Consider the following 24,828-nt stretch of genomic DNA (forward strand, 5'->3'; position numbering starts at 1 on the left):
TTACCCGATCCGGTAAATGTGGTTATAATCAATCTCGAAGCCGTGTGATGATCTTCACGCGGCTTATATAAAACAGAGTGCAAACAGCAAAAGCTTCACGCCTTCGAATTAACCTCAGAAATGCGTCATGATGCTTTGCGCAATTGCCCAAAGGATGATCGCCGCAGGAACTGTCAGGCAAGCCAGAAAAATCCCGAAGAATACATAAGTTGCTTCGTGTGGCGAACGCTGTGTCTGCGCAGGAGCCTTGTGCCAATGAGTACTGATGCCCTGGTACATGAATTATTCCTCCTTATCCCTGATTTTTATTATCGATCAAAATAAAGAATCTGCAAGTGCAAATAAATATCTGGATTTATTGGGAAAATATGATAAAAGCGACACGGAATTTATGGAATTAAGTGCTTGATAGCCCCGTAAAAATCAAAAAATCTCCGTTCAATATTTTGATTTCAAATAATTTTACTTATGTACTGTAAGTATCGAATAATCGGTATTTTCAATAATCACTGAAAATTCAGATGAGGTCGCGCACATAGATGCGACAAAATGGCACAAAATAATTGTCGCTGTGACGACGCCACGTGCATGATTAATGGTCGGCCTGATGCTGTGCGGGTCTTTTGAAAATATTCCCTAAGGCCCATTAGAGCGCATCCCGAAAAGTGTTAAACGGTTTTCGGAACAAGATGCGCTTAATAAACGAAGAGATAGAGCATTTCTAATGGTTCAATGAAAACTGGAAATGCTCTAGTAGAAGCTATTTGGAAAATAGCGCAGATAAAGCTCCGTAAGCTTGCCCTGCCGTTGCAGTGATTGAAGTGCATTATTAAATGCGCTGGCCAGAGCCGCATCTTTCGGTGCAACAGCTATGCTCATTCCTTGGCCGAGAAATTGCGGCGCTAGATATGGCCCGTCAGTGAACGAGCAGCAATTATTGGCTTCCTCGCTTTCGAGCCAGAACGACAGGGCCATTCCATCGTCAAACACAGCCTGAACTTCATCTTTTTCCAGCGCTTCTAAAAGAGTTTTGCGGTCTGGAAAAGGCTTTGCAATTGCAGTGGGGAAGTAAGCTTTAAGCAGTTGTTCGTGCGCAGTTGAGCCGATAACGCCCACGTGCATTCCATTGACAGCCTTTGCTGCGGGTTGCGCAAATATACGTGCTTTCAGCGTTACAAAACGCGCTGGCAGGCGCAAATAGGGGCGGGTGAAGAGCATCTTTTCGCGATGGTCCGCATTTATCTTCAATCCCGCAATGATCGCGTCGGCTTCACCGTTTTCGAGTTGAGCTGTTAGCTCTTGCCAAGGAACTGCTTTGATTTGACAAATGTAGGTTAGTCCCATCTGCGTGCAAAGTGCCTTCGCCAGATCAATATTATATCCCGATAATTGTCCTGCGTCGTTCAATGCATTGAAGGGCGGAAAGTCGAGCGTTGTGACGAAGCGCAGCCGGCTCAAGCCTTGCAGAGATGGCAATGCAAGTCTTTCCTTATGATTGAAAAAATCTGGCGCCTTCGGAAGGCTCTGTGAGCCAGCAGGTGATAAGCCTGCGAGCGATAAAGCTGCAACCAAGATGCTTAATAAGTGCCGTTTCATAGCGGCATTGTAGGATGTCAGGCTATAATTTCGGGTTAATAGCGCAAACTGAGATGGATAAGCATTTGCTGAGACGCAGTATCCGCTACGTCGAATTTACTAAGTAAAGATTCCTGTTTCTATTTTATAAAATATCGAATAGAGTTTCATTTGTTGGGTATATCGTAAATAAAGAATGATATTTAAAAATATACCCTAATATAAAAGAATTACATTTTAGATATATATCATCCATTAGTAGTGCGGGGGTACTATGAGTGAGGGATCGAATGCGTTCGATCTGGAGATATGCACAGCCATATCTGCCAGATTGGAGCGACGCGGTGTGCCGCGTGATTGCTTAAGGCAGGCTTATGAAGCAGCCGTGAACAATGGAACTGGTTTTTGTGAGGAGCTTCCACATCATTGTGGTGTGTCTGACGAACTGCTTTATTCGGCAATTGCCGAATTTCTGGAATTGCCATTTGTTGACAATATTGCTGTCTCGCGTGTCTTCGTGACAGGAGAAGAGACAGCTAAAATATTCTCGGATGCTGCGCAAATTATGGCGCTGGGGCGCGATGGGATATCTTATCTCTATATTGCGCCATCGGAAAAGCAGATTGTTCGCTTGCGCGATCATATACTGCAATCACCGGAGCTGAAGGCCAGGATCAGAATTTGCACACCGTCGCGGATTAAGGAAATCCTGCGTCAGCGCCATCAGAAAGATCTCATAAACCGCGCTCACGCGATGACACCGCAATTGTTCTCGTCAGCACGTGTGCTTGAAACACCGCAGGCTTTCATCATCGCTTTGGGGCTTTATGCGTTTGTTGCCGGTATCGTCAACTGGCCGACGCTCACACTGTTGGTTTTGCATGTTTGTCTGACGTTGTTTTTCCTTGGTTGTGTCCTTATCCGCTTGTTTGCTGCCGTTTCCAGTCGTCGGTTAAATTTTCCGCAAATTATGCCGTTTAGCAAACGTGATCTGCCGGTCTATTCGGTCATGGTGCCGCTTTATCGGGAGCAGGCCGTTGTTGGCCAGTTGATCGCCTCCTTGGAGAGGCTTAATTGGCCGCGCAGCAAGCTGGACATCAAATTGGTCTGCGAAAAGGATGACTTTGATACAATTGCTGAAATTCGCGGAAGAATATTGCCATCCAATTATGAACTGGTTCTGGTGTCTTCCGGCGGGCCGCGGACAAAACCCAAAGCGCTCAATTACGCATTGCAATTTGCGCGTGGGGAAATCGTAGCAGTGTTTGATGCGGAAGATCGTCCGCACCCGGATCAGTTGCTAGAGGCGTGGCAGGCCTTTCAACGCGGCGGCAAAACGCTTGCCTGTGTGCAAGCGCCATTGATTATCGGAAACTTTCGGCAGAACCTGCTCACACGTATGTTTGCGTTTGAATATGCCACGTTGTTTCGAGGGCTTCTGCCATGGCTTGCCTCACAAGGATTGGTCATTCCGTTGGGCGGTACGTCCAACCATTTTCGGCGATCCTGCCTTGATGAGGTTGGTGCATGGGACGCTTATAACGTGACCGAAGATGCTGATCTTGGAATGCGGCTGGCCCGGTTTGGTTATGGCATTGATGTGATTACACGTGGCACCGTGGAAGATGCGCCGGAAGACTACTCCATCTGGCATAAGCAGCGCACACGTTGGATCAAAGGCTGGATGCAGACATGGCTTGTGCATGGGCGCAACCCCTATACAACGTGGACGGAGCTGGGATGGTGGCGTTTCGTCGTCAACCAGATTTATACACTCGGCATCATCGGTTCTGCGCTTTTGCACCCGTTTATGCTGATGACAGTTGCAGTCCTCGTCGGAGCCATGATTTTTGGTCCATTGAGCAATGAGAACATATGGCTGTTGCGCATCGATTTACTCAATATCTTGCTTGCCTATTTCAGCTTCTATGTGCTTGGCTCCAAGACAATGGAGCCCACAGAACTGGGCGGGTATGCCTATATATGTGCGATACCCGCCTATTGGGTGCTGATTTCGATCTCAGCGTGGCGCGCCCTGTGGCAGCTGGTGTTTAAGCCTCACCTTTGGGAGAAGACGCCACACCAGCCGAGTAAATTCTATTCGCTTGATGAGGTGGCGATGGGCGTTTTGGAAGCTAGGAACTCAGCGCCACGACCGATAATGGACTGATCTTCCGGGCCAATGGCTTCGAGGTCACGACCCGTATAGGGCAACGTCAAAAGGACGCGCCGGATTGCTGCCAGTCTGGCGCGTCGTTTGTCATTGGAGCGGATAATCGTCCATGGCGCGTAGCCCGTGTCCGTGCGTTCAAGCATTGTATGGAGTGCAGCTGAATAATCGTCCCAGCGCGAGATGCCTGCTACGTCCATCGGTGAAAATTTCCAGCTTTTAAGCGGGCTGTGGCGGCGTTCGTGAAAGCGCTTGAGCTGCATTTCCTGACCAATATCAAGCCAGAACTTGAACAGGTGAATGCCCTCTGTCACCACCATACGTTCGAAGTCCGGGGTTTCTGTCAGGAATGTCTCAAGCTGTTCTGGTGTGCAGAACTGCATCACGCGCTCAACGCCTGCACGGTTATACCAGGAGCGGTCGAAGGTGACGAACTCTCCAGAGGTCGGAAAATGCTGGACATAGCGCTGAAAATACCATTGCCCGCGCTCCGTTTCGGTCGGCTTTGGCAACGCAACATTGCGCGCGGTACGTGGGTTCATGAACTCACGAAGGGTAAAAATCGTTCCACCCTTACCAGCCGCATCGCGTCCTTCAAAAACACTGATGACGCGACCGCCAGCCTCCTGCAGCCAGTATTGCAGCTTCACCAGCTCAATTTGCAGCCGTTCCAGCGTTTCCTCGTAATCCTTGACCTTCATTTTATCGGGATAAGGATAGCCACCGGATTGCAGCGCATTGTCCTCAATCCAATCCGGAAGTTTCGGATCATTGATGTCGAACTTCTGCGTTTTGCCATTAATTTTCAGCTTGATGGGTTTTGTTTCGCCCTTATCGGCATTCTTTTTGTTAGCTGTCTTTGAACTGTCACCCACCGCAAGCTCCTTTGCTATATAGACAAAAGCATGTTTCAAACATGCTCATCCCTTTTGTTTACATGATATGGGCTGACTGTGATGGACGTAAAGGACGCAATGCTGATTTTTGGTGCATCTGCGTCGTCATCGCAAAGCGCGCGTAATATAACTGAGAGAAGTCAGAATGAGTGAAAACAACAATCAAGATGCACCCGTTTCAAATGCGGATGAATCTTTTTTCGCGCCGCTTCTCCGGGTTAAAGGTGTGCTGATTGCAAGCCTTGTTGTGATCATCTGCGTGATGGTGCTGGATCTCCCATTGTGGTTCCGCATTGTGCTGTTGCTGCTGATCGTCGTTGGTGCGATCTGGGTTGCGAGTGCCACAAACGATGATGTCATCGTGCAAAAGCCGCAAAGCGTTCGCGCGATCAGCGGGATGGACCATGTGACCGGCGAGCGTCTGGCAGACCTGCTGACGGATCCGATGATCGTCTTTGATCATCGTGCAACCGTACTCTTTGCCAATGCATCGGCGCGCGATGCATTTCAGTCGCTTGAAAAGGACACCGGGCTTTATTTGCGTTTCCGCGCGCCGGAGATGCATGCGCTTATTCAGGGTGTGATCACCGATGGCGAGCCACGCAGCATCGATTATTTCGAGCGGGTGCCAATTGACCGCTGGTATAAAGCCATGGTGAAGGCGCTTCGTGGAGCCGATGGCAAGCCAGAATTGTTTGTCCTGCTGTTTCGCGATCAGAGTGAAACGCGCCGCATTGATCGTATGCGCTCGGACTTTATCGCCAATGCAAGCCATGAATTGCGCACGCCGCTGGCGTCGTTGCTTGGATTTATTGAAACGCTGCAAGGTCCGGCGCGTAATGATGCGGGCGCACGCGAGCGTTTCCTTGGCATTATGCAGAAGCAAGCCGAGCGTATGTCGCGTTTGATCGATGACCTTCTGTCGCTGTCCCGACTTGAAATGCGCGCACATCTGGCTGTGACCGAATGCGTGGATATGACAGCGGTCGTCAATCATGTGGCTGATACACTAAGCCCGCTTGCAGAAAGTCTCGATGTGGTCATTGAGCGCCATCTGCCAGATCATCCATTAAACGTCACCGGCACACGCGACGAGCTTATTCAGGTTTTCCAGAATCTGGTTGAAAATGCCTGTAAATATGGGCAGGGCGGCAAACGTATCATTGTGAGTCTGAATGAGGAAGTGTCACAAGGTGGATCAGAAATTGTGGTCTCGGTGCAGGATTTCGGGCCGGGCATTGCACCTGAACATCTGCCGCGTTTGACAGAACGTTTCTATCGTATTGATGTTGAGACGAGCCGCGCTCAAAAGGGTACAGGCCTCGGTCTGGCTATCGTGAAGCACATTCTCGCCCGTCATCGTGGACGTCTGGTCGTGCGCTCGCAGCTTGGCGAAGGGTCAACGTTTGTGGTGCGTTTGCCAAAACGCGCATAAACCAGTCACAGTCTGACACGCAAAGAAAAACCCCGGAGCGAAGGCGCTGCCGGGGTTTGGATTTAAACGCTATCGAAATCGATCAGCGTGCGCGGCGACGTTCTGCCGTTGGCTGGAATGCCAGCTTCGAATGGTAGCCGCAATAGGGGCTGGATTCGCCGGATTCACTGCCGCAGAAGTGGAAGTCTTCATTGAGCGGATCGCCGATTGGCCATTTGCAGGTGCGTTCGCTCAACTGCAACAATGTCAGCTTGCGCGAGATTGGAACCACAACATCAGATGCCGGGCGAACAACGCGCTCGGTCACAGCATCTTCAACATATTCCATCTGAAGTGCGGTCGCGCCGACAGTCTGGGTTACGGTTGCAGTGCGAATAGTCGTAGTCGCTTGTGGGCGGCTAGCACCATTGCTGCTACTGGTTGTTGCTGTAGCCGTTGGGCGTGGGGTTGCCGCAACGGTATTCACTTTTTTGCTGCGCGGAGCAGCGGTCGTTGTTTTGCCACGACCTGACAATTTCAGACGGTGCACTTTGCCGATCACTGCGTTGCGGCTGACGCCGCCAAGCTGCGCTGCGATCTGGCTCGCACTCAAGCCATCATTCCATAGCTTCTTAAGCAGTTCGACGCGCTCATCTGTCCAGTTCATCGCCCTGGGCTCCAATCAATCTTCGTTATCCGGAATCCACCAGCGCCCCCGGATTGCTCCAGGTGCAAACACTATATCTATCCGGGTGACTAGGTCCGCCGTACAAAATGTGGTTTTTTTACTTTAAAAATAAACTACATTATTGAACGACGCCATGACAAGGGATAGCCTTGTCAGGCGGATTCCATTTCTATGGTTTTCCCCAACTTGGGTGCTAAAGACGGTTTTTCTGAGTCACTTGCGCGTTTTTTGCAGCAGGTTTTCAGAGGTGCGCCCCGTCAGGGAGAACTTCTGGCGTCTCTATATCGCCCCGCTCCGCAAAATGCCACCCCTTCGGCCGCATAGGTGCCATCTTATAACTGGCAATATATATAAGGCGTGTTTCCAGCATCACCTCATGCATAAAGATGCTTGATTATCCGGGCTTGCTTTGATTGACATTTTTTTTGCGAGCGCCAATATACGCGCGGGATTAAATAATACCGCCTTGAGGGCGGTTTTTTATTTCCGCAGAGTAGTGCATCCTGAAAAGTGCGAAGCGGTTTTCAGATAAGATGCGCGTTTAAAATATGGGAAACGCTGCCTGACCGGCTTTGTCGGAGGCGCTGCAATAAAAAGGCTAATGGAGGCCTGACTGCAATGACCAACGTTACGACTGTGCAACCGCTTTACGACACTTACAATCGTGCGGCTTTGCGCTTCGAGCGAGGTGAGGGCATCTGGCTGATTACCGAAAGCGGCGAGCGTTATCTCGATTTTGCGGCAGGCATTGCGGTCAATTCGCTCGGCCATTCACATCCGCATCTCGTCAATACATTGAAAGATCAGGCTGACAAGCTCTGGCACCTGTCGAACCTTTATGAAGTTCCGGGTCAGGAAAAGCTGGGCCAGCGTCTGGTCGACGCGACTTTTGCCGACAAAGTCTTCTTCACCAATTCCGGTGCAGAAGCGCTTGAATGCGCGATCAAGACCGCGCGCCGTTATCATTATGTCAACGGTAACCCTGAACGTTTCCGCGTCATCACTTTTGAAGGTGCGTTCCACGGCCGTACGCTGGCTACGATCGCCGCAGGCGGTCAGGCCAAGTATCTTGAAGGCTTCGGCCCTAAGGTCGATGGTTTCGATCAGGTTCCTTTCGGTGATGAAGCAGCGCTGCGTGCTGCAATCACCGAAGAAACGGCTGCAATTCTGCTTGAGCCTGTGCAGGGCGAGGGCGGTCTGCGCGGCTTCCCGGAAGAATTTATGCGTCTTCTGCGTAAGATCTGCGATGACAACGGCCTGCTTCTGATCCTTGATGAAGTGCAGACCGGCGTTGGCCGTACCGGCAAATTGTTTGCGCATGAATGGTCGGGTATTACGCCAGACATCATGGCAGTCGCCAAGGGCATCGGCGGCGGCTTCCCAATGGGCGCCTGTCTTGCGACGGCTGAAGCTGCGAAGGGCATGACCGCAGGTGTGCATGGCACGACCTATGGCGGCAATCCGCTTGCTATGGCTGTTGGCAATGCTGTGCTTGATGTTGTGCTGGCTGATGGCTTCCTTGAAAGCGTTCAGGAAACTGCTCTCACCATGAAGCAGGGCCTTGCCTCGATTATTGATCGCTATCCAAATGTTATTTCGGAAGTGCGCGGTCGCGGTCTGTTGATGGGCATCAAATGCGTTGTGCCAAACGTCACCCTTATTCAGGCTCTGCGGGATGAGCATCTGCTCAGCGTCGGCGCTGGCGACAATGTTGTGCGTATCCTGCCGCCGCTGGTGACAACACCGGAAGAAGCGCGTGAAGCACTGACGCGTATTGAAGCAGCCGTAGAGCGGCTTTCTGTTGCAAATCCGACCAGCAAGACGGCGTGAGATTATGGCGAATAATGGTATAAAGCACTTCATTGACCTCTCAGCTGTTCCGGCAACGGAACTGCGCGCGATCATGGAAGACGCCAAGGCTCGTAAGGCACGCACAAAAGCTGGCGAGATCGAAAAGCCATTCGCGGGCAAGGTGCTGGCGATGATTTTTGAAAAGCCCTCCACCCGTACCCGCGTATCGTTCGATGTCGGCATGCGTCAGCTGGGTGGCGAGACGATCATGCTCACGGGTTCGGAAATGCAGCTCGGTCGCAGCGAAACCATTGCGGACACCGCAAAGGTGCTTTCGCGTTATGTTGACGCGATCATGATCCGTACAACATCGCATGATCGCATGCTGGAATTGGCCGAACATGCGACCGTTCCGGTAATTAATGCACTGACCGACGATACACACCCTTGTCAGATCATGGCAGACGTTCTTACATATGAGGAACATCGCGGCTCGATCAAAGGCAAGACCTTTGCCTGGATGGGGGACGGTAACAACGTTCTTCATTCGCTTGTGGAAGCTGCGGCGCGTTTTGATTTCAACGTCAATATCGCAACGCCGGAAGGCAGCGAGCCGAAGCAGCAATATATCGATTGGGCAAAGGCAAACGGCGCGAACATCCTGTCCACGATAGACCCGGACAAAGCTGTGAGCGGTGCAGATTGCATCGTCACAGACACATGGGTTTCCATGGGGCAGGAAGATCACGCTCGCGGCCATAATGTTTTCATGCCCTATCAGGTGAATGCACGTCTGATGGCTAAAGCTGACCCGAAGGCGCTTTTCATGCACTGCCTGCCCGCGCACCGCGGCGAGGAAGTGACCGACGAAGTGATCGACGGCCCGCAATCGGTCGTCTTCGATGAAGCTGAAAACAGGCTTCACGCGCAGAAAGCTATTCTGGCGTGGTGCCTGCAAGGCAGCTGATTGGGAGCATAATTTGTCTGACAAGATCAGCACAGAGCATAACGAAGCTGAAGTTGTTCATATTGATCTGAACAACTTCGAGTTCGCAGGTGATGACGCCGTTGTGCCTTTCCAGGTGGAAGGGCTCGACGTGCGTGGTCGCGCTGTGCAACTGGGCGCCAGCATTGACGCAATTTTGAAGCGCCACGACTACCCGGAACATGTTGCCCGCCTTCTGGCGGAAGCGACGGTTCTGACCACGCTTCTTGGCACATCATTGAAGTTTGAAGGCAAGTTTATCTTCCAGACCCAGTCTGACGGTCCGGTTGATATGCTGGTCGTGGATTTCCGCACGCCGAAGTCTGTGCGTGCTTATGCGCGTTTTGATGCAGAGCGCGTTGCGGAAGCCGTAAGCGCTGGCAAAACACGCCCCGAAGAACTGCTTGGTCGCGGAACGCTCGCGTTTACGGTCGATCAGGGTGCGCATACGCAGCGCTATCAGGGCATTGTTGCGCTTGACGGATCGACGCTGGAAGAAATTGCACGCACCTATTTCCGTCAGTCGGAGCAGATTGCAACCGATATGAAGCTAAGCGTTGCAAAGCTTGTTGAACGCGACAGTGAAGGCAAGCTGATTGAGCGCTGGCGTGCTGGTGGTCTGATGATTCAGTTCCTGCCGGAATCGGAAATGCGCGCACGCATGCCTGATCTTCCGGGTGGCGATGGCGATGAAAACACTGCTGTTCTTGGCCCTGACGATGATGGCTGGGATGAAGCGCGTTCGCTGGTGGGAACGATTGAGAGCTCGGAGCTGACCGACCCGCAAGTTGGCTCAGAACGACTGCTTTATCGTCTGTTCCATGAGCGTGGCGTGCGCGTGTATGAATCGATCCGCGTTGAGGATAATTGCTCATGCTCGCGCGAGAAGATCGAAGGTGTGTTCAATAATTTCTCGGCTGAAGAGATTGAGGACAGCGTCAAGGACGGCAAGATTTCGGTCACGTGCGAATTCTGCTCAACGACCTATGAGTTTGATCCGGCGCAGTTTGCGAAGTAACAACTATTATAAGGCGGCTCTTACCAGCCGCCTTTTCTAATTCAGGGTGCGTCTTGTTTCTGGAATATCCAGCGAGAAGGCTGGAATATCGACGTCAAACGCATTCCCGTCAGGGGTCTGCATCTGATAGCGCCCGACCATGACGCCTGATGTTGTGCTCAGCGGGCATCCAGATGAATATTGATAAGAGTCGCCGGGATTGAGTGTTGGCTGTTCGCCAATCACGCCAGCGCCGCGCACTTCTTCAATGCGGCCATTGCCATCAGTGATCTGCCAATAGCGCGAACGAAGCTGAACACTCTGCGATGAATTGTTGGCAATGGTGATCCGATAGCCCCAGACATAGCGGTTTTCGTCCGGCTCGGACTGGTCTTCGAGATAAAACGGCTCAGCCGTTACCTCAATATCCCGTGTTACCGCTCTGTACATGCGCACCCGCCTTAAAATTATACCGTGTCATTGTCTTCTATCGCCAAACTTGCGGGTAAGGTCAACGATTTGTGGCTGCAACTGCCGGAATGTTCCGGCAATTGCTTTATTTGGCTCTATCAATCAGCGCGCAGCGGCAAGCGCTTCTAGTACGTCTTCAACCAGGTCATCCTGATCTTCAAGACCCACAGAAATACGCAGCATACCGTCAGAAATACCGAGTTCTGCGCGTGCTTCGTCCGAGAGGCTCTGATGCGTGGTTGTAGCCGGATGAGTGATGATGCTCTTCGCGTCGCCCAGATTGTTGGAAATGCTGAAGACCTGCAACGCATTCTCAAACTTGAATGCCGCTTCCTTGCCGCCTTCGAGTTCGAGCGCGATCAGTGTCGAGCCGCCGGTCATCTGTTTTGCAATAATGTCTGCCTGCGGGTGGTCGGCACGGCCCGGATAAATGACCTGCTTCACACCGGCCTGACCAGCAAGCGCATTGGCAACGGCTGCCGCCGATTGCGTCTGCTGACGCACACGAACGCCGAGCGTTTCCAGACCCTTCAGCATGATCCATGCATTGAATGGGCTCATGCCCGGGCCGGTATGACGGAAGTAAGGCTGTAGCACTTCTTCGGTCCATTCCTGATCGGAAAGGATGATCCCGCCGAGGCAACGGCCCTGACCATCAATATGCTTGGTGGTCGAATAGACGACGATATGCGCGCCAAGTTCCAGAGGCTTCTGGTAAAGCGGCGTTGCAAAAACGTTGTCAACGATCAGCTTTGCGCCGATTTCATTGGCAATCTCTGCAACGGCTGCAATGTCGATCACCTCAAGCGTCGGGTTCGATGGGCTTTCGAGCAGCATCACTTTGGTGTTCGGACGAACAGCTGCCTTCCAGTTTTCAATCTTCGAGCCGTCGATGATGGAGAACTCAACGCCATAGCGCGGCAGCAGCGTTTCAATAATGTAGCGCGATGAGCCGAAGACGGCACGCGCACAAATGACATGCTCACCTGCCTGGACCTGACAGAGAATGGATGCGGCGACAGCCGACATGCCGGAGGTGAAGGCGCGTGCATCTTCCGCGCCTTCGAGCGCGCACATGCGCTTTTCAAACATGTCGGTGGTTGGATTGGCATAACGCGAATAGATGAACCCCGGGTCTTCACCTTTGAAGCGCGCTTCTGCGGCTTCTGCTGTCGGGTAAAGAAAGCCCTGCGTCAGATAGAGAGCTTCGGACAACTCTGCAAAGCCGGAACGCAGCGATCCTGCATGAACGAGCTGCGTTGCCGGGCGTAACTTACGGGTAGTCTTATTCGTCATTTTTCCAACCTGTCGAAAGCTGGTCGGCCGGGACCTGGAAAGCCTCGGCGGCCAATAAAAAACCGGCCTCGCGAACACGCAAAAGGCCGGTAACGAACCGCGGCCTTATTTTAGCGAATTCTTTAACGTGGCTGCAAGCCGGCCGGCCAAATCACCACGGAACGTTTTTTCCTTATGCCTGTTGCGCGGGGCCGTCAATGCTTGAATGGTCAGTTTTTAGGAAAAGCGCTGCCTGAGAACAGCGCATGCGCTGTGATTCCTGCGGAAAACCCGCAAACCACAGGCCTTGAGGGTTGGCAGGAGCGCTTTGAACGGTCAATGGTCATAGACCGATTTTAAGTAATTCACGGAGTTCAGTGGTATGACACAGAGGGAAGCAGGAATTCTGGCAGATGCGGATATTGCCGCGCTGTTTGAAAGCGGTTTGCTCAAATCTGCGCGTCCATTGGATGCCGATCAGATTCAGCCTGCCAGCCTCGATTTGCGACTGGGTGCGAAAGCCTATCGTGTACGCGCCTCTTTTATGCCGGGTCCGGGAACGCCGGTCATCGACAAACTAGAGCGCCTCAAGCTTCACGAGATCGATCTGACCGCAGGCGCGGTGCTTGAAACCGGCTGCGTCTATATCGTGCCATTGCTTGAAAGCCTGTCGCTTTCGCCGGAACTGTCGGCTTCTGCCAATCCGAAAAGCTCGACGGGCCGCCTTGATATTTTCACCCGCGTTATCGCCGATGGTGCGCAGGAGTTCGACAAGGTACCCGCTGGCTATCATGGCCCGCTTTATCTTGAAGTGAGCCCGCGCACTTTCCCGATTGTGGCACGCACTGGATCGCGCCTGTCGCAAATCCGTTTTCGTCAGGGCCGCGCACAGCTCACCGAAGCGGAACTTGCAACACTGCATCAGAACGAAACGCTGGTGGCGGCGGAACAGCCCAATATCTCGGGCGGCGGCATCGCACTTTCCGTCGATCTCTCGGGTGATAAAGACAAGCTGATCGGTTATCGTGGAAAGCATCATACGGCGGTTGTCGATGTCGACCAGCGTGCTGCGCATGATGTTCTCGACTTCTGGGAGCCGATCTATGATCGTGGATCACGGGAACTGGTGCTCGATCCGGATGAATTCTATATCCTTGTTTCGCGCGAAGCGGTGCATGTGCCGCCGCTTTTCGCAGCAGAAATGACGCCTTTCGACCCGCTGGTCGGTGAATTCCGTGTGCATTATGCAGGCTTCTTTGATCCGGGCTTCGGTCACACCGCTGCGGGTGGAACAGGAAGCCGAGCGGTTCTGGAAGTACGCAGTCATGAAGTCCCGTTCATTCTCGAACATGGCCAGATTGTCGGCCGTCTTGTTTATGAGCACATGTTGAAACGCCCGAAAGCGCTGTATGGCATCGATCTTGGATCGAATTATCAGGCGCAACAACTCAAGCTCTCCAAGCATTTCCGGTGATTGCGTTCTTCCTGATCCCGTTCGTATAAAAGGGGATATGGTGGAGGAGTGCAGAGGTGCAAAAAAGGAAGGATGAGGCTCGGGAAACAAGCACGGATGCGCCAGCGCGCCGCCTGTCCGTGGGTATTGTCGCGCTGCCAGGCTTTACGCTCACGGCGCTGAGTCTGTTTCTTGATCCGTTTCGTCTGGCGGCAGATGATCGCGACAAAAGTCGACAGATCCGTTGTGCCTGGAAAATCTGCACATTGTCGGGCGACCCCGTCACCTCCAGTTCCGGCATGGTCATTGAACCGACTGCCCCCATTGGTGAACTGGACGAATGCGATTATGTGGCCGTTGTTGGTGGTCTTCTCGCGCAATATCGTCCGCGTCAGCAGGCGCTGGTCGATCTGATAAAGCGTGCCGACAAACGCGGCAAGACGGTTGTCGGCCTCTGCACGGCGGCGTTTCTGCTGGCCGAAGGTGGCTTGCTTGAGGATCGCAATTGCTGTGTCAGCTGGTTTCATCGGGATGATTTTCTCGATCTTTTCGATGGCTATTCAGCCGATACGACCAGTCTGTTTCACCGCAGTGGACGGCATTATACCTGCGCGGGCGGTCTTGGCGCTGCATCGCTTTCGCTGTCGATCATCCAGAATGAAATCTCCGAGGAACTGGCCCGCAAAAGCGCGTCCATTCTGATGATCCCCTATGAGCTCGTGCGCTCCGAGCAGCCTGCCTTGAGCTTCAACGGTGTCCGCTCGCCAATGATCCGCAAGGCGATCCGCATTTTTGAGGAAACACTGGAAGAGCCAGTGCCGATGATCGATGTTGCGCGCAAACTGGGCATCTCGGTGCGCCAGATGGAGCGCGGTTTTCGCATGGCGGTGGGGCGCACGGCGTTTGAAGTGCGCGAAGAATTACGGGTCAAGAAAGCGCGCGAACTGCTGTCTGAAACCGGGCTGTCATTGCTGGAAGTGGCCGTTGCCAGTGGCTTCACGGATACGCGCAGCATGAACCGCTCGTTTGTACGCCAGAAGCAGAAGCCGCCGCGTGATTATCGCAAAGAACGCTGAGAAAGCGAGATTACTTGCGAATCCTGCACTGACCACCTATTTTCCGCGACGAAACTGCCGCTCTGGCAGATACTGAATGCAGGAGATTTGCATGTCTGATGGTGTGAACCGATTTCTTGGCGATACGCCTGCGCGCGTATTGATCAAGCTTGTGCTGATCTCGCTGGTGGTTGGCGTGGTGATGAGCGCGTTCCACTGGACGCCTTATGATATTCTCTATGGCATCCGCGATTTCGTTCTGCGTCTTTGGAATATGGGCTTCTCTGCCATTGCCGGTTTTGCCGATTATCTTGTTCTTGGTGCAGCCGTGGTTATTCCGGTCTTTATTTTGCTCCGAATCCTCAGCTATCGTAAATAAGCAACAGCTTAGGATAACGATCAATGCAGCAGAACAATGCTTTCACTCTGTCACGGCGCGGCTTTCTGATCCTCGCTGGCGGGGCTCTCACCTTTGCAGCACTGCCGAAAAGCTTTGCTGAAGCTGCGGCAGGAGACGTTGATCCAACGGCATTGTTCAATCAAATCCGCAAGGCCAACGGCCTCCCCTTGATGGCCACCGACAGCAAGCTTGAAAAGGCAGCGCTTTATCAGGCGCGCCGCATGGCAAGCTATGGCAAGATCGGGCATTCGGTCGGCTGGGGCAATGGTTTTGTCTCCCGGCTCAAGCAGGCTGGCATTCGTGGGCCTGCAGCGGAAAATGTTGCCTCCGGCCAGCCCAATACGCAGGCCGTTTTTGACGCGTGGATGAAATCGCCGGGGCACCGCAAAAATATGCTTGATCCGACCTTCAGACATTACGGGCTGGCATGGGCCACACCGGAAAACAATCCGCGCCGCATTTACTGGGCGATGATGCTTGGGCTATAGATATCTTAAACGCGCATCACTCCTGACATCATGCTGTCAGGGCTGCGACAATGCGGTGGCCGAATTTTCTGTCGTTTTGAATGATTCCAGAATAGAGCTTTCCCTTATCTTGTTTGAATTTTGGGAAAGCCGGGGATCATATGCTGCACGACCAGAGCATTGTTTCCAGACCATTTGAAGTGACCAATCGCATGGTGATGATGATCGCCGTGCCGATGACACTTGCCGCCATCACCACCCCGTTGCTGGGGCTTGTGGACATGGGTGTGGTTGGTCAGATGGGGCAGGCGGAGCTGATTGGCGGCCTCGCCATTGGTGCGCTGGTGTTTGATTTTCTACTGACCATGTTCAGTTTCTTGCGCTCGGGCACAACCGGGCTTGTCGCACAAGCAATGGGTGCGGAAGACAAGGCCGAAGAACAGGCCATTTTCTGGCGGGCTATCCTGATAGCAATTGCTGCTGGCTTGCTGATGATTTTAAGCCTGCCGCTGACGCTGAAAGTTGCATCGGACTTCATTCATCCGACCCTTGCCACGCAGGAAGCGATGATCACCTATGTGTCGATCCGTATGCTTTCAGCGCCGGTGGCGCTGATTAATTATTCGGTGCTTGGCCTGCTGCTCGGGCGCGGGCAGGGTATTTTGGGCCTAAGCCTGCAGGTGCTGATTAATGGTATCAATATTGTACTCTGCATTGTGCTGGGGCTGGAACTTGGCTGGGGTGTGGCCGGTGTTGCCTGGGCAACGGTGACGGGTGAAACGGTAGCGGCGATTGTCGGCCTCTTTCTCGTCATGCGTCATTTCCACAAGCAGACCGGGCGTCATCCTGACATCAAGCAGATTCTGGATAAGACAGGCATCGTCAGGATGGTGGCGCTCAACCGCGATATTATGATCCGCTCGATCCTTCTGCTCACAGCTTTTGCTTATTTCACCCGCGCGGGTTCCGAGCTTGGGCCGGTCACGCTTGCGGCAAACGCGGTTTTGATGAATTTCTTCCTCATCTGCGGCTTTTTCCTTGATGGAATGGCGGCCGCGGTCGAACAGATTATCGGTCGTTCGGTGGGTGCGCGCTATAGTCCGGCTTTCGTGCGCGGCGCAAAGCTCACCTTCGTCTGGGGGTTGGTCATGTCCGCCGTTATTGCGCTGATTTTGCTGATCTTTGGCGATGCAATCATCAGCCTTCTCTCCAAAGCAGAGGACGTGCGTGACGAGGCGATCAGATATCTGCCATGGGCGGCATTGACGGGGCTTACCGGCTTGCTCGCATTCCATATGGATGGGGTCTATATCGGCGCAACATGGTCGCGCGACATGCGCAATATGATGTTTTTCTCGCTGATATTCTTTCTAGCGGTTCTTTATGCAGCAAAGCCCGTGATGGGAAACCACGGGCTTTGGCTGGCAATCAATCTGTTCTTGTCCATCCGTGGCATCACGCTTCTGGCGTTACTGCCACGCAGATATAGAACTGAATTCTTCAAAGCATGATCCCGAAAAGTGGGAACCGGTTTTCGGAATAAGATCATGCTCAAGAGAAGTTTAATCGGGCAGACGACGCGCGGCCCACGCTTGTGTGTCGCGGTCGCGCAGATCAGAAATGCTGGCCACACCTTCGGCTTTCACAGCTTTCGATAGCCCGCGCACGATGTCTGATGCAAGACCGGGACCGCGATAGATCATGCCGGTATAAAGCTGGACGAGATCGGCCCCCGCTTTGATCTTCGTGAGCGCGGTTTCCGCACTGTCGATGCCGCCGACACCGATCAGCGGCATGTCAACGCCGACACGTTCCCGCATACGCGCCAGAATAATCGTCGAACGTTCAAACAGCGGCACACCCGAAAGACCACCGGCTTCTTCGCGGTTCTCGCTGCTGTTCAGTCCATTGCGCGACAATGTGGTGTTGGAAACAATAATGCCGTCAAGCTTCTGCGCAAGCGCCTCTGCTGCAATATCATCCAGCTCTTCGTCTGCAAGATCCGGTGCAATTTTCAGGAAAACCGGGCGTTTCAGCGTGCACATCTGGCCTTCTTCATCGCGTGCGGCCAGCACCCGGGAAAGCAGCTCGCGCAAAGCATCGCGCGATTGCAGATTGCGCAAGCCCGGCGTGTTGGGCGATGAAATATTGACGGTGAAATAACGCGCCAATTGATAGAATTTCCGAATACCCGCAACATAATCGCCGATCCGGTCTTCAGCATCCTTGTTGGCGCCGATATTCACGCCGACAATACCACTTTTGCCAGCGCGCTGCGACAGACGCTTGAACGCCGCATCATGGCCTTCATTGTTGAAGCCAAGACGGTTGATCACGGCATGGTCATCCACCAGACGGAAAATGCGCGGACGTGGATTGCCGCTCTGTGGTCGGGGCGTAATGGTGCCGACTTCGGTGAAGCCAAAGCCGATTTTCAAAAGCGCATCCGGCACTTCGGCATTTTTGTCGAAGCCTGCGGCCATGCCGACCGGGTTTGGAAACAGCAATCCTGCAATTTTAACACCAAGAGCCGGATCGTGTGGGCGGCTACAGGTGACAATACCGGTTTTCAGCCCTGCGATCGACAGACCATGCGCTTGCTCGGCGTCGAGCGTAAACAATGCACGTCGACCGATTGCTTCAAAAAATCCGCTCATTAACCCTCAAGCTCCGGGAAGATGTGGAGTCCATTGTCGCCGAGCGGCAAGGGCTCGACCTTTGTCACTGCCGATAATGGTAACACGGCGTACAGATGCGGAAACAAGGCGCCACCGCGCGAGGTTTCATATTTCAGCGCATCGCCCAACGCCGCAGCATCCACGCTCACCAGCAGCAGATCGGCTTGCCCGGCAAAATGTTTGGCTGCTGTTTCACGCACCTGTTCATGGGTGGAGAAATGGATATAGCCATCGGCAATATCAACCGGTGCCCCGGTAAATTTGCCAGCCTCTTCTGCCTGCGCCCAGAGATCGCGCGGGGCGATCTTGTAAATGGTCGTTTTGGTCATGGCGGCTCTCTAGCCCGAATTTATTAGAAAATCAAAGCATGACTTGTTCGTTTTTCTTGCATAGCTCCCATATGATGGGGGGAGCTCAAGCGCATCCCGAAAAGTGTGAAGCGGTTTTCGGACAAGATGCGCTTAAAAAGTATTCTAAAGGAGGTCGACTATGACTGGCAAAATTCATGCAATCGCTGTCGCTTCAATGCTTGGGTTTAGCTTTGTTGCAAGCAGTGCTTACGCTCAGGAGAATGGACGCTATCGCCTCGAAGGCACAGAAACCGGCTATGTGCGGCTTGATACGCGCACAGGTGCGCTTTCGGTCTGTAATGAGCAGCAGGGCCAGCTCATCTGCAAGATGGCGACCGAAGACCGTGAGGCCTATGAGAATGACATTTCCGATTTGCAGGACCGGGTGAAAAAACTCGAGGACAGGCTTGCGGCGATCCAGTCAGGTGCGGCATCAGCCACGCCTTCCAAGTTGCCTTCGGAAGCAGAGTTCGAACAGTCACTGGGCTATATGGAACGCTTCATGCGCCGTTTCATGGATGTGGCAAAGAGCTTTGACAGCGAGCCTGAAAAGCCGGCCGCTGGCACGCAGCAATAACCTTATGCCCCTATAGTCGCTCTTGCGCACCTTCGCTGAAAATGCTTGCCTTCCCACATCTGTTTGCTCAATAGGGGCTTAACAGGTGGGGAGGGAAGTCCGGCAATGCAGGGCTGGGGAATTTTAGGCGTCGCATTTCTGTATCTATTGATGTTGTTTGCCGTGGCAAGCATCGGTGATCGTCGCGCCGCGCGCTGGAGCAGTGCCCCACGACCCTATATCTATGCGCTCAGCCTGGCTGTTTACTGTACGTCATGGACCTTCTTTGGCTCCGTCGGACTGTCAGCACAACGCGGACTGGAATTCCTGGGCATCTATATCGGGCCTATTCTGGTTTTCACGCTTGGCAACCGCCTGCTACGCCATATCGTAAGGTTGGCAAAAGCTGAACATATCACCTCCATCGCCGATTTTCTCGCAGCACGCTATGGCAAGAGTTTTGGCGTGGCGTCCCTTGCAACCTGCATCGCCGCTGTCGGCTCCATCCCTTATATCGCGCTGCAACTCAAAGCTGTTTCGGGTAGCGTCGGACTGGTTATGGAGCATTATGGCGCCGCTTTTGATCCGTCATCCTTTGTGTTTGGCGATATTTCATTGCCTGTTGCGGCTGTTCTGGCAGTCTTCGCCATTCTCTTCGGCACGCGCCATACTGATGCGACAGAACACCAGAATGGGCTCATTCTGGCTGTCGCACTCGAATCAGTGATAAAACTCTGTGCATTTCTGACCGTCGGTCTGGCCTGCACGTTCTTTCTGTTCGGCTCGCCGGGCGAGTTGATTGAACAGATTTCACAATCGCCAGCGGCCCTTGATGCATTCCACTATGAAACATCCATCGGTACATGGATTGTGCATACGATGCTGAGTGCTGCTGCCATTATCATGCTGCCGCGCCAGTTTCATGTGACAGTCGTTGAAAGCCGCAGTGAAAAAGAATTGCGCACGGCGTCGTGGCTGTTCCCGCTCTATCTGATCCTGATCAATATCTTCGTGTTCCCGATAGCGCTGATCGGTGTGATGACATTGGGAAATACGGTGAGCGGGGATCTTTATGTATTGGCTTTGCCGCTTTCCGCGGGGGCCCATTCGCTGGCGCTGGTCGCGTTTTTTGGAGGGCTTTCCGCTGCAACCGCCATGGTCATTGTCGCTTGTGTGGCGCTGTCGATCATGATTTCCAATCACCTTGTTCTGCCCTTGATCATCCGTTGGCTCGCTTTGCGTCACCCGAACGAACAGCGTGATCTGACAATGATCATTCTCAACACACGGCGGCTGACGATTGTCGCCATTCTGGCGTTGGCCTTCGCCTATTATCGTATGTCGTCGAACAATATTCATCTGGCGTCTATCGGCCTTATTTCGTTTGCCGCGATTGCGCAGTTTGTGCCGTCTTTCATCGGCGGGTTGTTCTGGCGCAACGCCAATGGACGCGGTGCGATGCTGGGTCTTTCAGCTGGCTTTTTAATCTGGGCCTACACGCTGTTGCTTCCAACGGTTGCGCCGCAAGATGCCGCTATTTTGCGCGATGGTCTGCTTGGTTTTGCCATGCTGCGGCCCGAAGCGCTCTTTGGCACGGAAGCCCTGCCACTCACCCATGGGGTAATCTGGAGCCTCGCCGCCAATACGCTGTTTTATATTCTTGGTTCGCTTTCGCGTTCCTCAACGCCTTTGGAGCGCATTCAGGCCAGTATTTTCCTGCCGCGCTATTCGATTGCGGCACCCACGCTCAAACGCTTTCGCACGACTGTAACGGTCGAAGAATTGAAATCCACCATGGCGCGTTATCTTGGCGCTGAACGTGTTGAACGTGCCTTCATTCGCTTTGAGGGACGTGAACAGCGCAAGCTCGATCCGGGCATGATGGTCGATACGCCGCTGATCCGTTATGCGGAACAGTTGCTCGGAACGGCAGTTGGCTCTTCATCAGCGCGTCTGGTGTTGTCATTGTTGTTCAAGCGCAATGATGCATCGGCGCGGGATGCGCGGCAATTGCTCGACGATGCGTCTGTCGCTTTGCAACAGAATCGCGATCTGTTGCAGATTGCCCTTGATCAGATGGATCAGGGCATCACAGTGCTCGATAAGGATTTGCGGCTCACATGCTGGAACCGTCAGTTCAGAAAACTGTTGGATCTGCCGGACGAGGTGATGCAGGTCAGCATTCCGGTATCCGAAATAGTTGAGCATCTGGTACGCAGCGGCGATTTGAATGCGAATGCGCAAAATGCAGCGATCCGCTCGCTGGCGACCCTGCGTCAACCCTGGCGGCTCACGCTGAAATCCACCGGAAAGGTGCTTGAAATCAATTCCAATCCGATGCCGGATGGTGGGCTTGTTGCCACCTATACCGACATTACCGCTGAGGTCGAAGCTGACAGAATGCGTCAGCATGAGGCGGAGGTGCTCGAACAGCGCGTGGTGGACCGGACGGCGGAACTGACACTGGTGAACCAGAAACTGGCCAAAGCGCAGAGTGTGGCCGAGGAGGCCAATCTTGGTAAAACACGGTTTTTGGCGGCGGCGGGGCATGACATTCTGCAACCGCTCAATGCGGCACGGCTTTATAGTACAGCACTGGCCGAAAAGCTTGGTCGTGCTGAAACAAGCCAGCTTGCACGCAATATCGATAGTTCGCTGGAATCGGTCGAAGCTATTCTGGGCATGGTGCTGGATATTTCCCGGCTGGATACCGGAGCACTGAAGCCCGAAGAAACGGTGTTTCGTCTTGACCGGCTTCTGAGCCAGATTGCGACTGATTTCACACCGATGGCACGCAACAAGGGATTGAAGCTGCGCGTGGTTCCCTCAAGCATTGTTGTGAAGACGGATCGCAATATGCTGCGTCGCGTTATCCAGAATCTGGTTTCCAATGCGATTAAATACAGTCGGAAAGGGGGGGTACTGTTTGGTGTTCGCCGCCGCGGTGGTTTCGTTGAACTGCAGGTGCTTGATACCGGGATCGGCATTCCCGAGCAGAAGCTGAAACTCGTTTTCCGTGAGTTCACGCGCCTTGATGAAGGAATGCGCGAGGCAGAAGGGCTCGGACTCGGCCTTTCCATTGTCGATCGAATTACACGGATGCTCGAATTGCCGCTGACATTTACATCGGCATCGGGAAAGGGAAGTGTTTTTTCGATCCGCATTCCAATAAGCGAGGAGACGGTTCCGGTCGGGGAAATTACCAGTCGCAAAGGCTTCACAAGGGCGTCGAGCCTTGCCGGGCTTGATGTGCTGTGCATCGATAATGATGCTAATATTCTGGCAGGTATGGATACCTTGCTGACGGGCTGGGGCTGCAACGTCACAACATTGCGCGGTGGTTCAGGCCTGAAGGTCTATTGCGTTGAACGGGAGGTCCCGCCAGACGTCATCATCGCTGATTATCATCTCGATCATGAAAACGGTCTGGATATGATCGGTTTTGCGCGTGAAAGTTTTGGCTGCGAGATCTCTGCAATACTTCTGACAGCTGATCGCTCCAAGGAAGTGCGCAGACGGGCGGAAGAAGAGAATGTGACTGTTCTGAACAAGCCCTTACGACCGGCTGCATTGCGTGCGCTGCTATCGAGCGCACTGCATCAGCGTTCGGCTGCCGCCGAATAAGTCAGCTTTGCTCGCTGGTCAGCGCATCGCTGCCAATGCGTGAGAGCAGGATGACGGCTTGTGTGCGGCTGTCAACGTCGAGTTTTTGCAGAATGGCTGAGACATGCGCCTTGACGGTGGCCTCCGAAACATTCAACTCAAAAGCGATCTGTTTGTTGAGCAGCCCTTCGGCCAGCATCGTCAAAACGCGGGTCTGTTGCGGGGTCAACGTTCTGATTTTCGCAATCAGCGTTTCGATCTCCGGGTCGCGGACGGCATCGATATCGACATCAGACGGCGTCCATATATCGCCAGCAAGAACGGCATGCACAGCTTCGCCAATAGCCTCCATACTCGCAGATTTTGAGATGAAGCCCGATGCGCCAAGCTCGATGGCATGCCGAATTGTGGAAGCGTCGTCCGTTGCGGAAACGATAATAATAGGCAGTGCTGGTTCCAGCCCTTTCAGCGTTACCAGACCAGACAGGCCGGTGCCGCCCGGCATGGTCAGATCAAGCAACAGCAGATCAACGTCGTCGCGCTCCGCGACCAGCTTCTTGGCAGCCTCGAAATCTCCGACTTCAATGATAGTTGCCTCTTCTGGCAAGCTTGACAGAACCTGTCGCAGCGCACCTCTGAAAAGCGGATGGTCGTCAGCGATGATAAATTGCATAAGCCTCGCACGCCATTCTGAAAGTCCTCCCCGAGCGATGCATGGTGACATGCAGCTGTCTCGTTTTATGCCGTTTTTCGTCGCTAGCAACTAAAAATAGCATTCATTAGCCTGAACTTATGTCGCATTGCCCCCTTATGGCCGCATTATACGCTAATTTTGGGTTTGAAACAGCGACCTTGGTGACAATCAGAAGGCCTTACATGACACGCAATACGCTTTATCCGGAGATCGTGCCCTTCAAAGAAGAGATGCTGCAAGTATCGGCTTTGCATCGCATCTATGTCGAGCAATGTGGAAATCCTGATGGCAAACCCGTGATCATGCTTCATGGTGGGCCGGGTGGTGGGATCAGGCCAGCCATGCGCTGCCTGCACGATCCTGAAAAATACCGTATCATCCTTTTTGATCAGCGCGGCTGCGGCCGTTCAACGCCGCATGCGGAATTACGCGAAAACACCACATGGGATCTGGTTGCAGATATGGAGCGTATTCGCACCCATCTTGGCATTGATAAATGGCAGGTTTTTGGTGGTTCTTGGGGCTCGACACTTGGCCTCGCCTATGCACAAACCCATCCGCAGCAAGTGTCGGAACTCATCTTGCGCGGCATTTTCATGGTGCGTCGCTTTGAAGTCGACTGGATGTATTCAAACGGTGCCAGCATCATTTTCCCGGATCATTTTGAAGCCTATCAGGAGCATATCCCGGAAGACGAACGCGGTGATATGATTGCCGCTTATTATAAGCGGCTTACCGACCGCGACCCTCAAGTTCAGCTCGCTGCAGCGCGTTTATGGGCGCGGTGGGAGGGGTCGGTGCTGTCAATTCAGCCTGATCCGGCCCGCATCGAAGCGTTTGGAGACGATCATCATGCGATCGCTTTTGCACGTATCGAATGCCATTATTTTCAGAACCGCGGCTTCCTTGAGACTGATGATCAGCTTTTGCGCAATGTCGACCGTATTCGCCACATTCCCGGCGTTATTGTGCATGGCCGTTATGACATGTGTACGCCGTTTATCAATGCCTGGCAGCTCAAGAAGATGTGGCCGGAAGCCGATCTGCGGATTGTTGAGGACAGCGGCCACGCCGTGACCGAGCCCGGCATCACGCATGAATTGATCGCAGCGACCAAACGCTTTGCAGATTAAGTCAAGAAGCGGGGCACATTGCCGGCGCTCCGCTTTTTACAGATATTGAAAATCCACTTTCAAAGAGAGCTTTTGCAAACTTTATCTTTTCTTTGAATATTTTCGCCTACAATCTAAGGAGAGGACAATTGGTGTCAGCTTTGACTTCAATTGTTCATCCAAACGGTTTTTGGCGAA

Annotated in this window: 22 protein-coding genes and 1 riboswitch; of the genes, 13 read left to right on the top strand and 9 right to left on the bottom strand. The window is 53.1% G+C overall.

Annotated elements, in window-relative coordinates; genetic code table 11:
- Positions 1-114 precede the first annotated feature (114 nt).
- On the bottom strand, positions 115-279 hold the full coding sequence (locus tag U2P60_RS11300) for a hypothetical protein (protein WP_313827915.1): 165 nt from the start codon (positions 277-279) through the stop codon (positions 115-117).
- A gap of 471 nt (positions 280-750) precedes the next feature.
- Positions 751-1,596 (bottom strand): transporter substrate-binding domain-containing protein, encoded by an 846-nt coding sequence (locus U2P60_RS11305; protein WP_413572695.1) that lies wholly within the window; start codon positions 1,594-1,596, stop codon positions 751-753.
- A gap of 253 nt (positions 1,597-1,849) precedes the next feature.
- On the opposite strand from U2P60_RS11305, the gene U2P60_RS11310 reads away from it, so the two are divergent.
- The gene (locus tag U2P60_RS11310) at positions 1,850-3,745 is read left to right on the top strand and encodes a glycosyltransferase (protein ID WP_413572697.1); all 1,896 of its coding nucleotides are present in this window, start codon (positions 1,850-1,852) and stop codon (positions 3,743-3,745) included.
- Here U2P60_RS11310 and ppk2 read toward each other — a convergent pair.
- Positions 3,673-4,620 carry a polyphosphate kinase 2 gene (ppk2, locus tag U2P60_RS11315; protein WP_313827920.1) on the bottom strand — a complete coding sequence of 316 codons (948 nt, stop codon included), beginning with the start codon at positions 4,618-4,620 and terminating at the stop codon, positions 3,673-3,675. The genes U2P60_RS11310 and ppk2 overlap by 73 nt on opposite strands.
- Before the next feature lie 166 nt (positions 4,621-4,786).
- Between ppk2 and U2P60_RS11320 the strand changes: the two genes are divergently transcribed.
- A complete protein-coding gene (locus U2P60_RS11320) occupies positions 4,787-6,076 on the top strand; it encodes an ATP-binding protein (RefSeq protein ID WP_413572699.1) in 1,290 nt (429 codons plus the stop codon).
- 82 nt (positions 6,077-6,158) lie between these two features.
- On the opposite strand, the gene U2P60_RS11325 is transcribed toward U2P60_RS11320, so the two are convergent.
- Positions 6,159-6,722 (bottom strand): GcrA family cell cycle regulator, encoded by a 564-nt coding sequence (locus U2P60_RS11325; protein ID WP_250040037.1) that lies wholly within the window; start codon positions 6,720-6,722, stop codon positions 6,159-6,161.
- Positions 6,723-7,361: 639 nt separating this feature from the next.
- On the opposite strand from U2P60_RS11325, the gene U2P60_RS11330 reads away from it, so the two are divergent.
- From U2P60_RS11330 to U2P60_RS11340, 3 genes are read left to right on the top strand one after another with little or no spacing between them, the layout of a single operon-like run.
- Positions 7,362-8,573 (top strand): aspartate aminotransferase family protein, encoded by a 1,212-nt coding sequence (locus U2P60_RS11330; RefSeq protein WP_413572701.1) that lies wholly within the window; start codon positions 7,362-7,364, stop codon positions 8,571-8,573.
- A gap of 4 nt (positions 8,574-8,577) precedes the next feature.
- Entirely contained in the window at positions 8,578-9,501 is a 924-nt protein-coding gene (gene argF, locus U2P60_RS11335; protein ID WP_413572703.1) for an ornithine carbamoyltransferase, read from the top strand.
- Between the two features lie 13 nt (positions 9,502-9,514).
- Positions 9,515-10,537 (top strand): Hsp33 family molecular chaperone, encoded by a 1,023-nt coding sequence (locus U2P60_RS11340; protein ID WP_413573766.1) that lies wholly within the window; start codon positions 9,515-9,517, stop codon positions 10,535-10,537.
- Between the two features lie 36 nt (positions 10,538-10,573).
- Here U2P60_RS11340 and apaG read toward each other — a convergent pair whose 3' ends face one another.
- Together apaG and U2P60_RS11350 are read right to left on the bottom strand one after the other, a co-directional pair.
- Entirely contained in the window at positions 10,574-10,966 is a 393-nt protein-coding gene (gene apaG / locus U2P60_RS11345) for a Co2+/Mg2+ efflux protein ApaG (RefSeq protein WP_413572705.1), read from the bottom strand.
- A gap of 123 nt (positions 10,967-11,089) precedes the next feature.
- Positions 11,090-12,283 (bottom strand): O-succinylhomoserine sulfhydrylase, encoded by a 1,194-nt coding sequence (locus tag U2P60_RS11350; protein WP_413572706.1) that lies wholly within the window; start codon positions 12,281-12,283, stop codon positions 11,090-11,092.
- An 87-nt stretch (positions 12,284-12,370) separates the two neighbouring features.
- A riboswitch (SAM riboswitch) is annotated at positions 12,371-12,451 on the bottom strand.
- Positions 12,452-12,644: 193 nt separating this feature from the next.
- On the opposite strand from U2P60_RS11350, the gene U2P60_RS11355 reads away from it, so the two are divergent.
- The 5 genes from U2P60_RS11355 to U2P60_RS11375 all read left to right on the top strand — a co-directional run bounded on the left by U2P60_RS11355 (position 12,645) and on the right by U2P60_RS11375 (position 17,148).
- The gene (locus tag U2P60_RS11355; RefSeq protein ID WP_313827926.1) at positions 12,645-13,736 is read left to right on the top strand and encodes a 2'-deoxycytidine 5'-triphosphate deaminase; all 1,092 of its coding nucleotides are present in this window, start codon (positions 12,645-12,647) and stop codon (positions 13,734-13,736) included.
- 56 nt (positions 13,737-13,792) lie between these two features.
- Entirely contained in the window at positions 13,793-14,791 is a 999-nt protein-coding gene (locus tag U2P60_RS11360; RefSeq protein ID WP_313827927.1) for a GlxA family transcriptional regulator, read from the top strand.
- Between the two features lie 91 nt (positions 14,792-14,882).
- Positions 14,883-15,149, top strand: coding sequence for a DUF6460 domain-containing protein (locus U2P60_RS11365; protein ID WP_413572708.1), 267 nt, complete (start codon positions 14,883-14,885; stop codon positions 15,147-15,149).
- A gap of 23 nt (positions 15,150-15,172) precedes the next feature.
- On the top strand, positions 15,173-15,658 hold the full coding sequence (locus tag U2P60_RS11370) for a CAP domain-containing protein (RefSeq protein WP_413572709.1): 486 nt from the start codon (positions 15,173-15,175) through the stop codon (positions 15,656-15,658).
- Between the two features lie 140 nt (positions 15,659-15,798).
- Positions 15,799-17,148 carry an MATE family efflux transporter gene (locus U2P60_RS11375; protein ID WP_413572711.1) on the top strand — a complete coding sequence of 450 codons (1,350 nt, stop codon included), beginning with the start codon at positions 15,799-15,801 and terminating at the stop codon, positions 17,146-17,148.
- Positions 17,149-17,199: 51 nt separating this feature from the next.
- On the opposite strand, the gene U2P60_RS11380 is transcribed toward U2P60_RS11375, so the two are convergent.
- Positions 17,200-18,294 (bottom strand): quinone-dependent dihydroorotate dehydrogenase, encoded by a 1,095-nt coding sequence (locus U2P60_RS11380; protein WP_413572712.1) that lies wholly within the window; start codon positions 18,292-18,294, stop codon positions 17,200-17,202.
- On the bottom strand, positions 18,294-18,644 hold the full coding sequence (locus tag U2P60_RS11385; protein WP_313827932.1) for a DUF952 domain-containing protein: 351 nt from the start codon (positions 18,642-18,644) through the stop codon (positions 18,294-18,296). Before U2P60_RS11385 ends, U2P60_RS11380 begins: the two co-directional genes overlap by 1 nt.
- 160 nt (positions 18,645-18,804) lie before the next feature.
- Here U2P60_RS11385 and U2P60_RS11390 point away from each other — a divergent pair, with 160 nt between their 5' ends.
- Both U2P60_RS11390 and U2P60_RS11395 read left to right on the top strand, forming a co-directional pair.
- Positions 18,805-19,242 carry a hypothetical protein gene (locus U2P60_RS11390; protein WP_413572713.1) on the top strand — a complete coding sequence of 146 codons (438 nt, stop codon included), beginning with the start codon at positions 18,805-18,807 and terminating at the stop codon, positions 19,240-19,242.
- Between the two features lie 105 nt (positions 19,243-19,347).
- Positions 19,348-22,845: a NahK/ErcS family hybrid sensor histidine kinase/response regulator gene (locus tag U2P60_RS11395; protein WP_413572715.1), complete on the top strand. Its 3,498-nt coding sequence runs from the start codon at positions 19,348-19,350 to the stop codon at positions 22,843-22,845.
- Between the two features lies 1 nt (position 22,846).
- Here U2P60_RS11395 and U2P60_RS11400 read toward each other — a convergent pair whose 3' ends face one another.
- Complete coding sequence (locus tag U2P60_RS11400) at positions 22,847-23,497, bottom strand: response regulator transcription factor (protein WP_313827935.1); 651 nt, start codon at positions 23,495-23,497, stop codon at positions 22,847-22,849.
- A gap of 203 nt (positions 23,498-23,700) precedes the next feature.
- Here U2P60_RS11400 and pip point away from each other — a divergent pair, with 203 nt between their 5' ends.
- Positions 23,701-24,651, top strand: a complete 951-nt coding sequence (pip, locus tag U2P60_RS11405; RefSeq protein WP_413572716.1) for a prolyl aminopeptidase — start codon at positions 23,701-23,703, stop codon at positions 24,649-24,651.
- Positions 24,652-24,828: the final 177 nt, after the last annotated feature.

The organism is Brucella sp. H1_1004 (assembly GCF_047308065.1).
GTDB classification, from domain to species: domain Bacteria; phylum Pseudomonadota; class Alphaproteobacteria; order Rhizobiales; family Rhizobiaceae; genus Brucella; species Brucella pseudogrignonensis_B.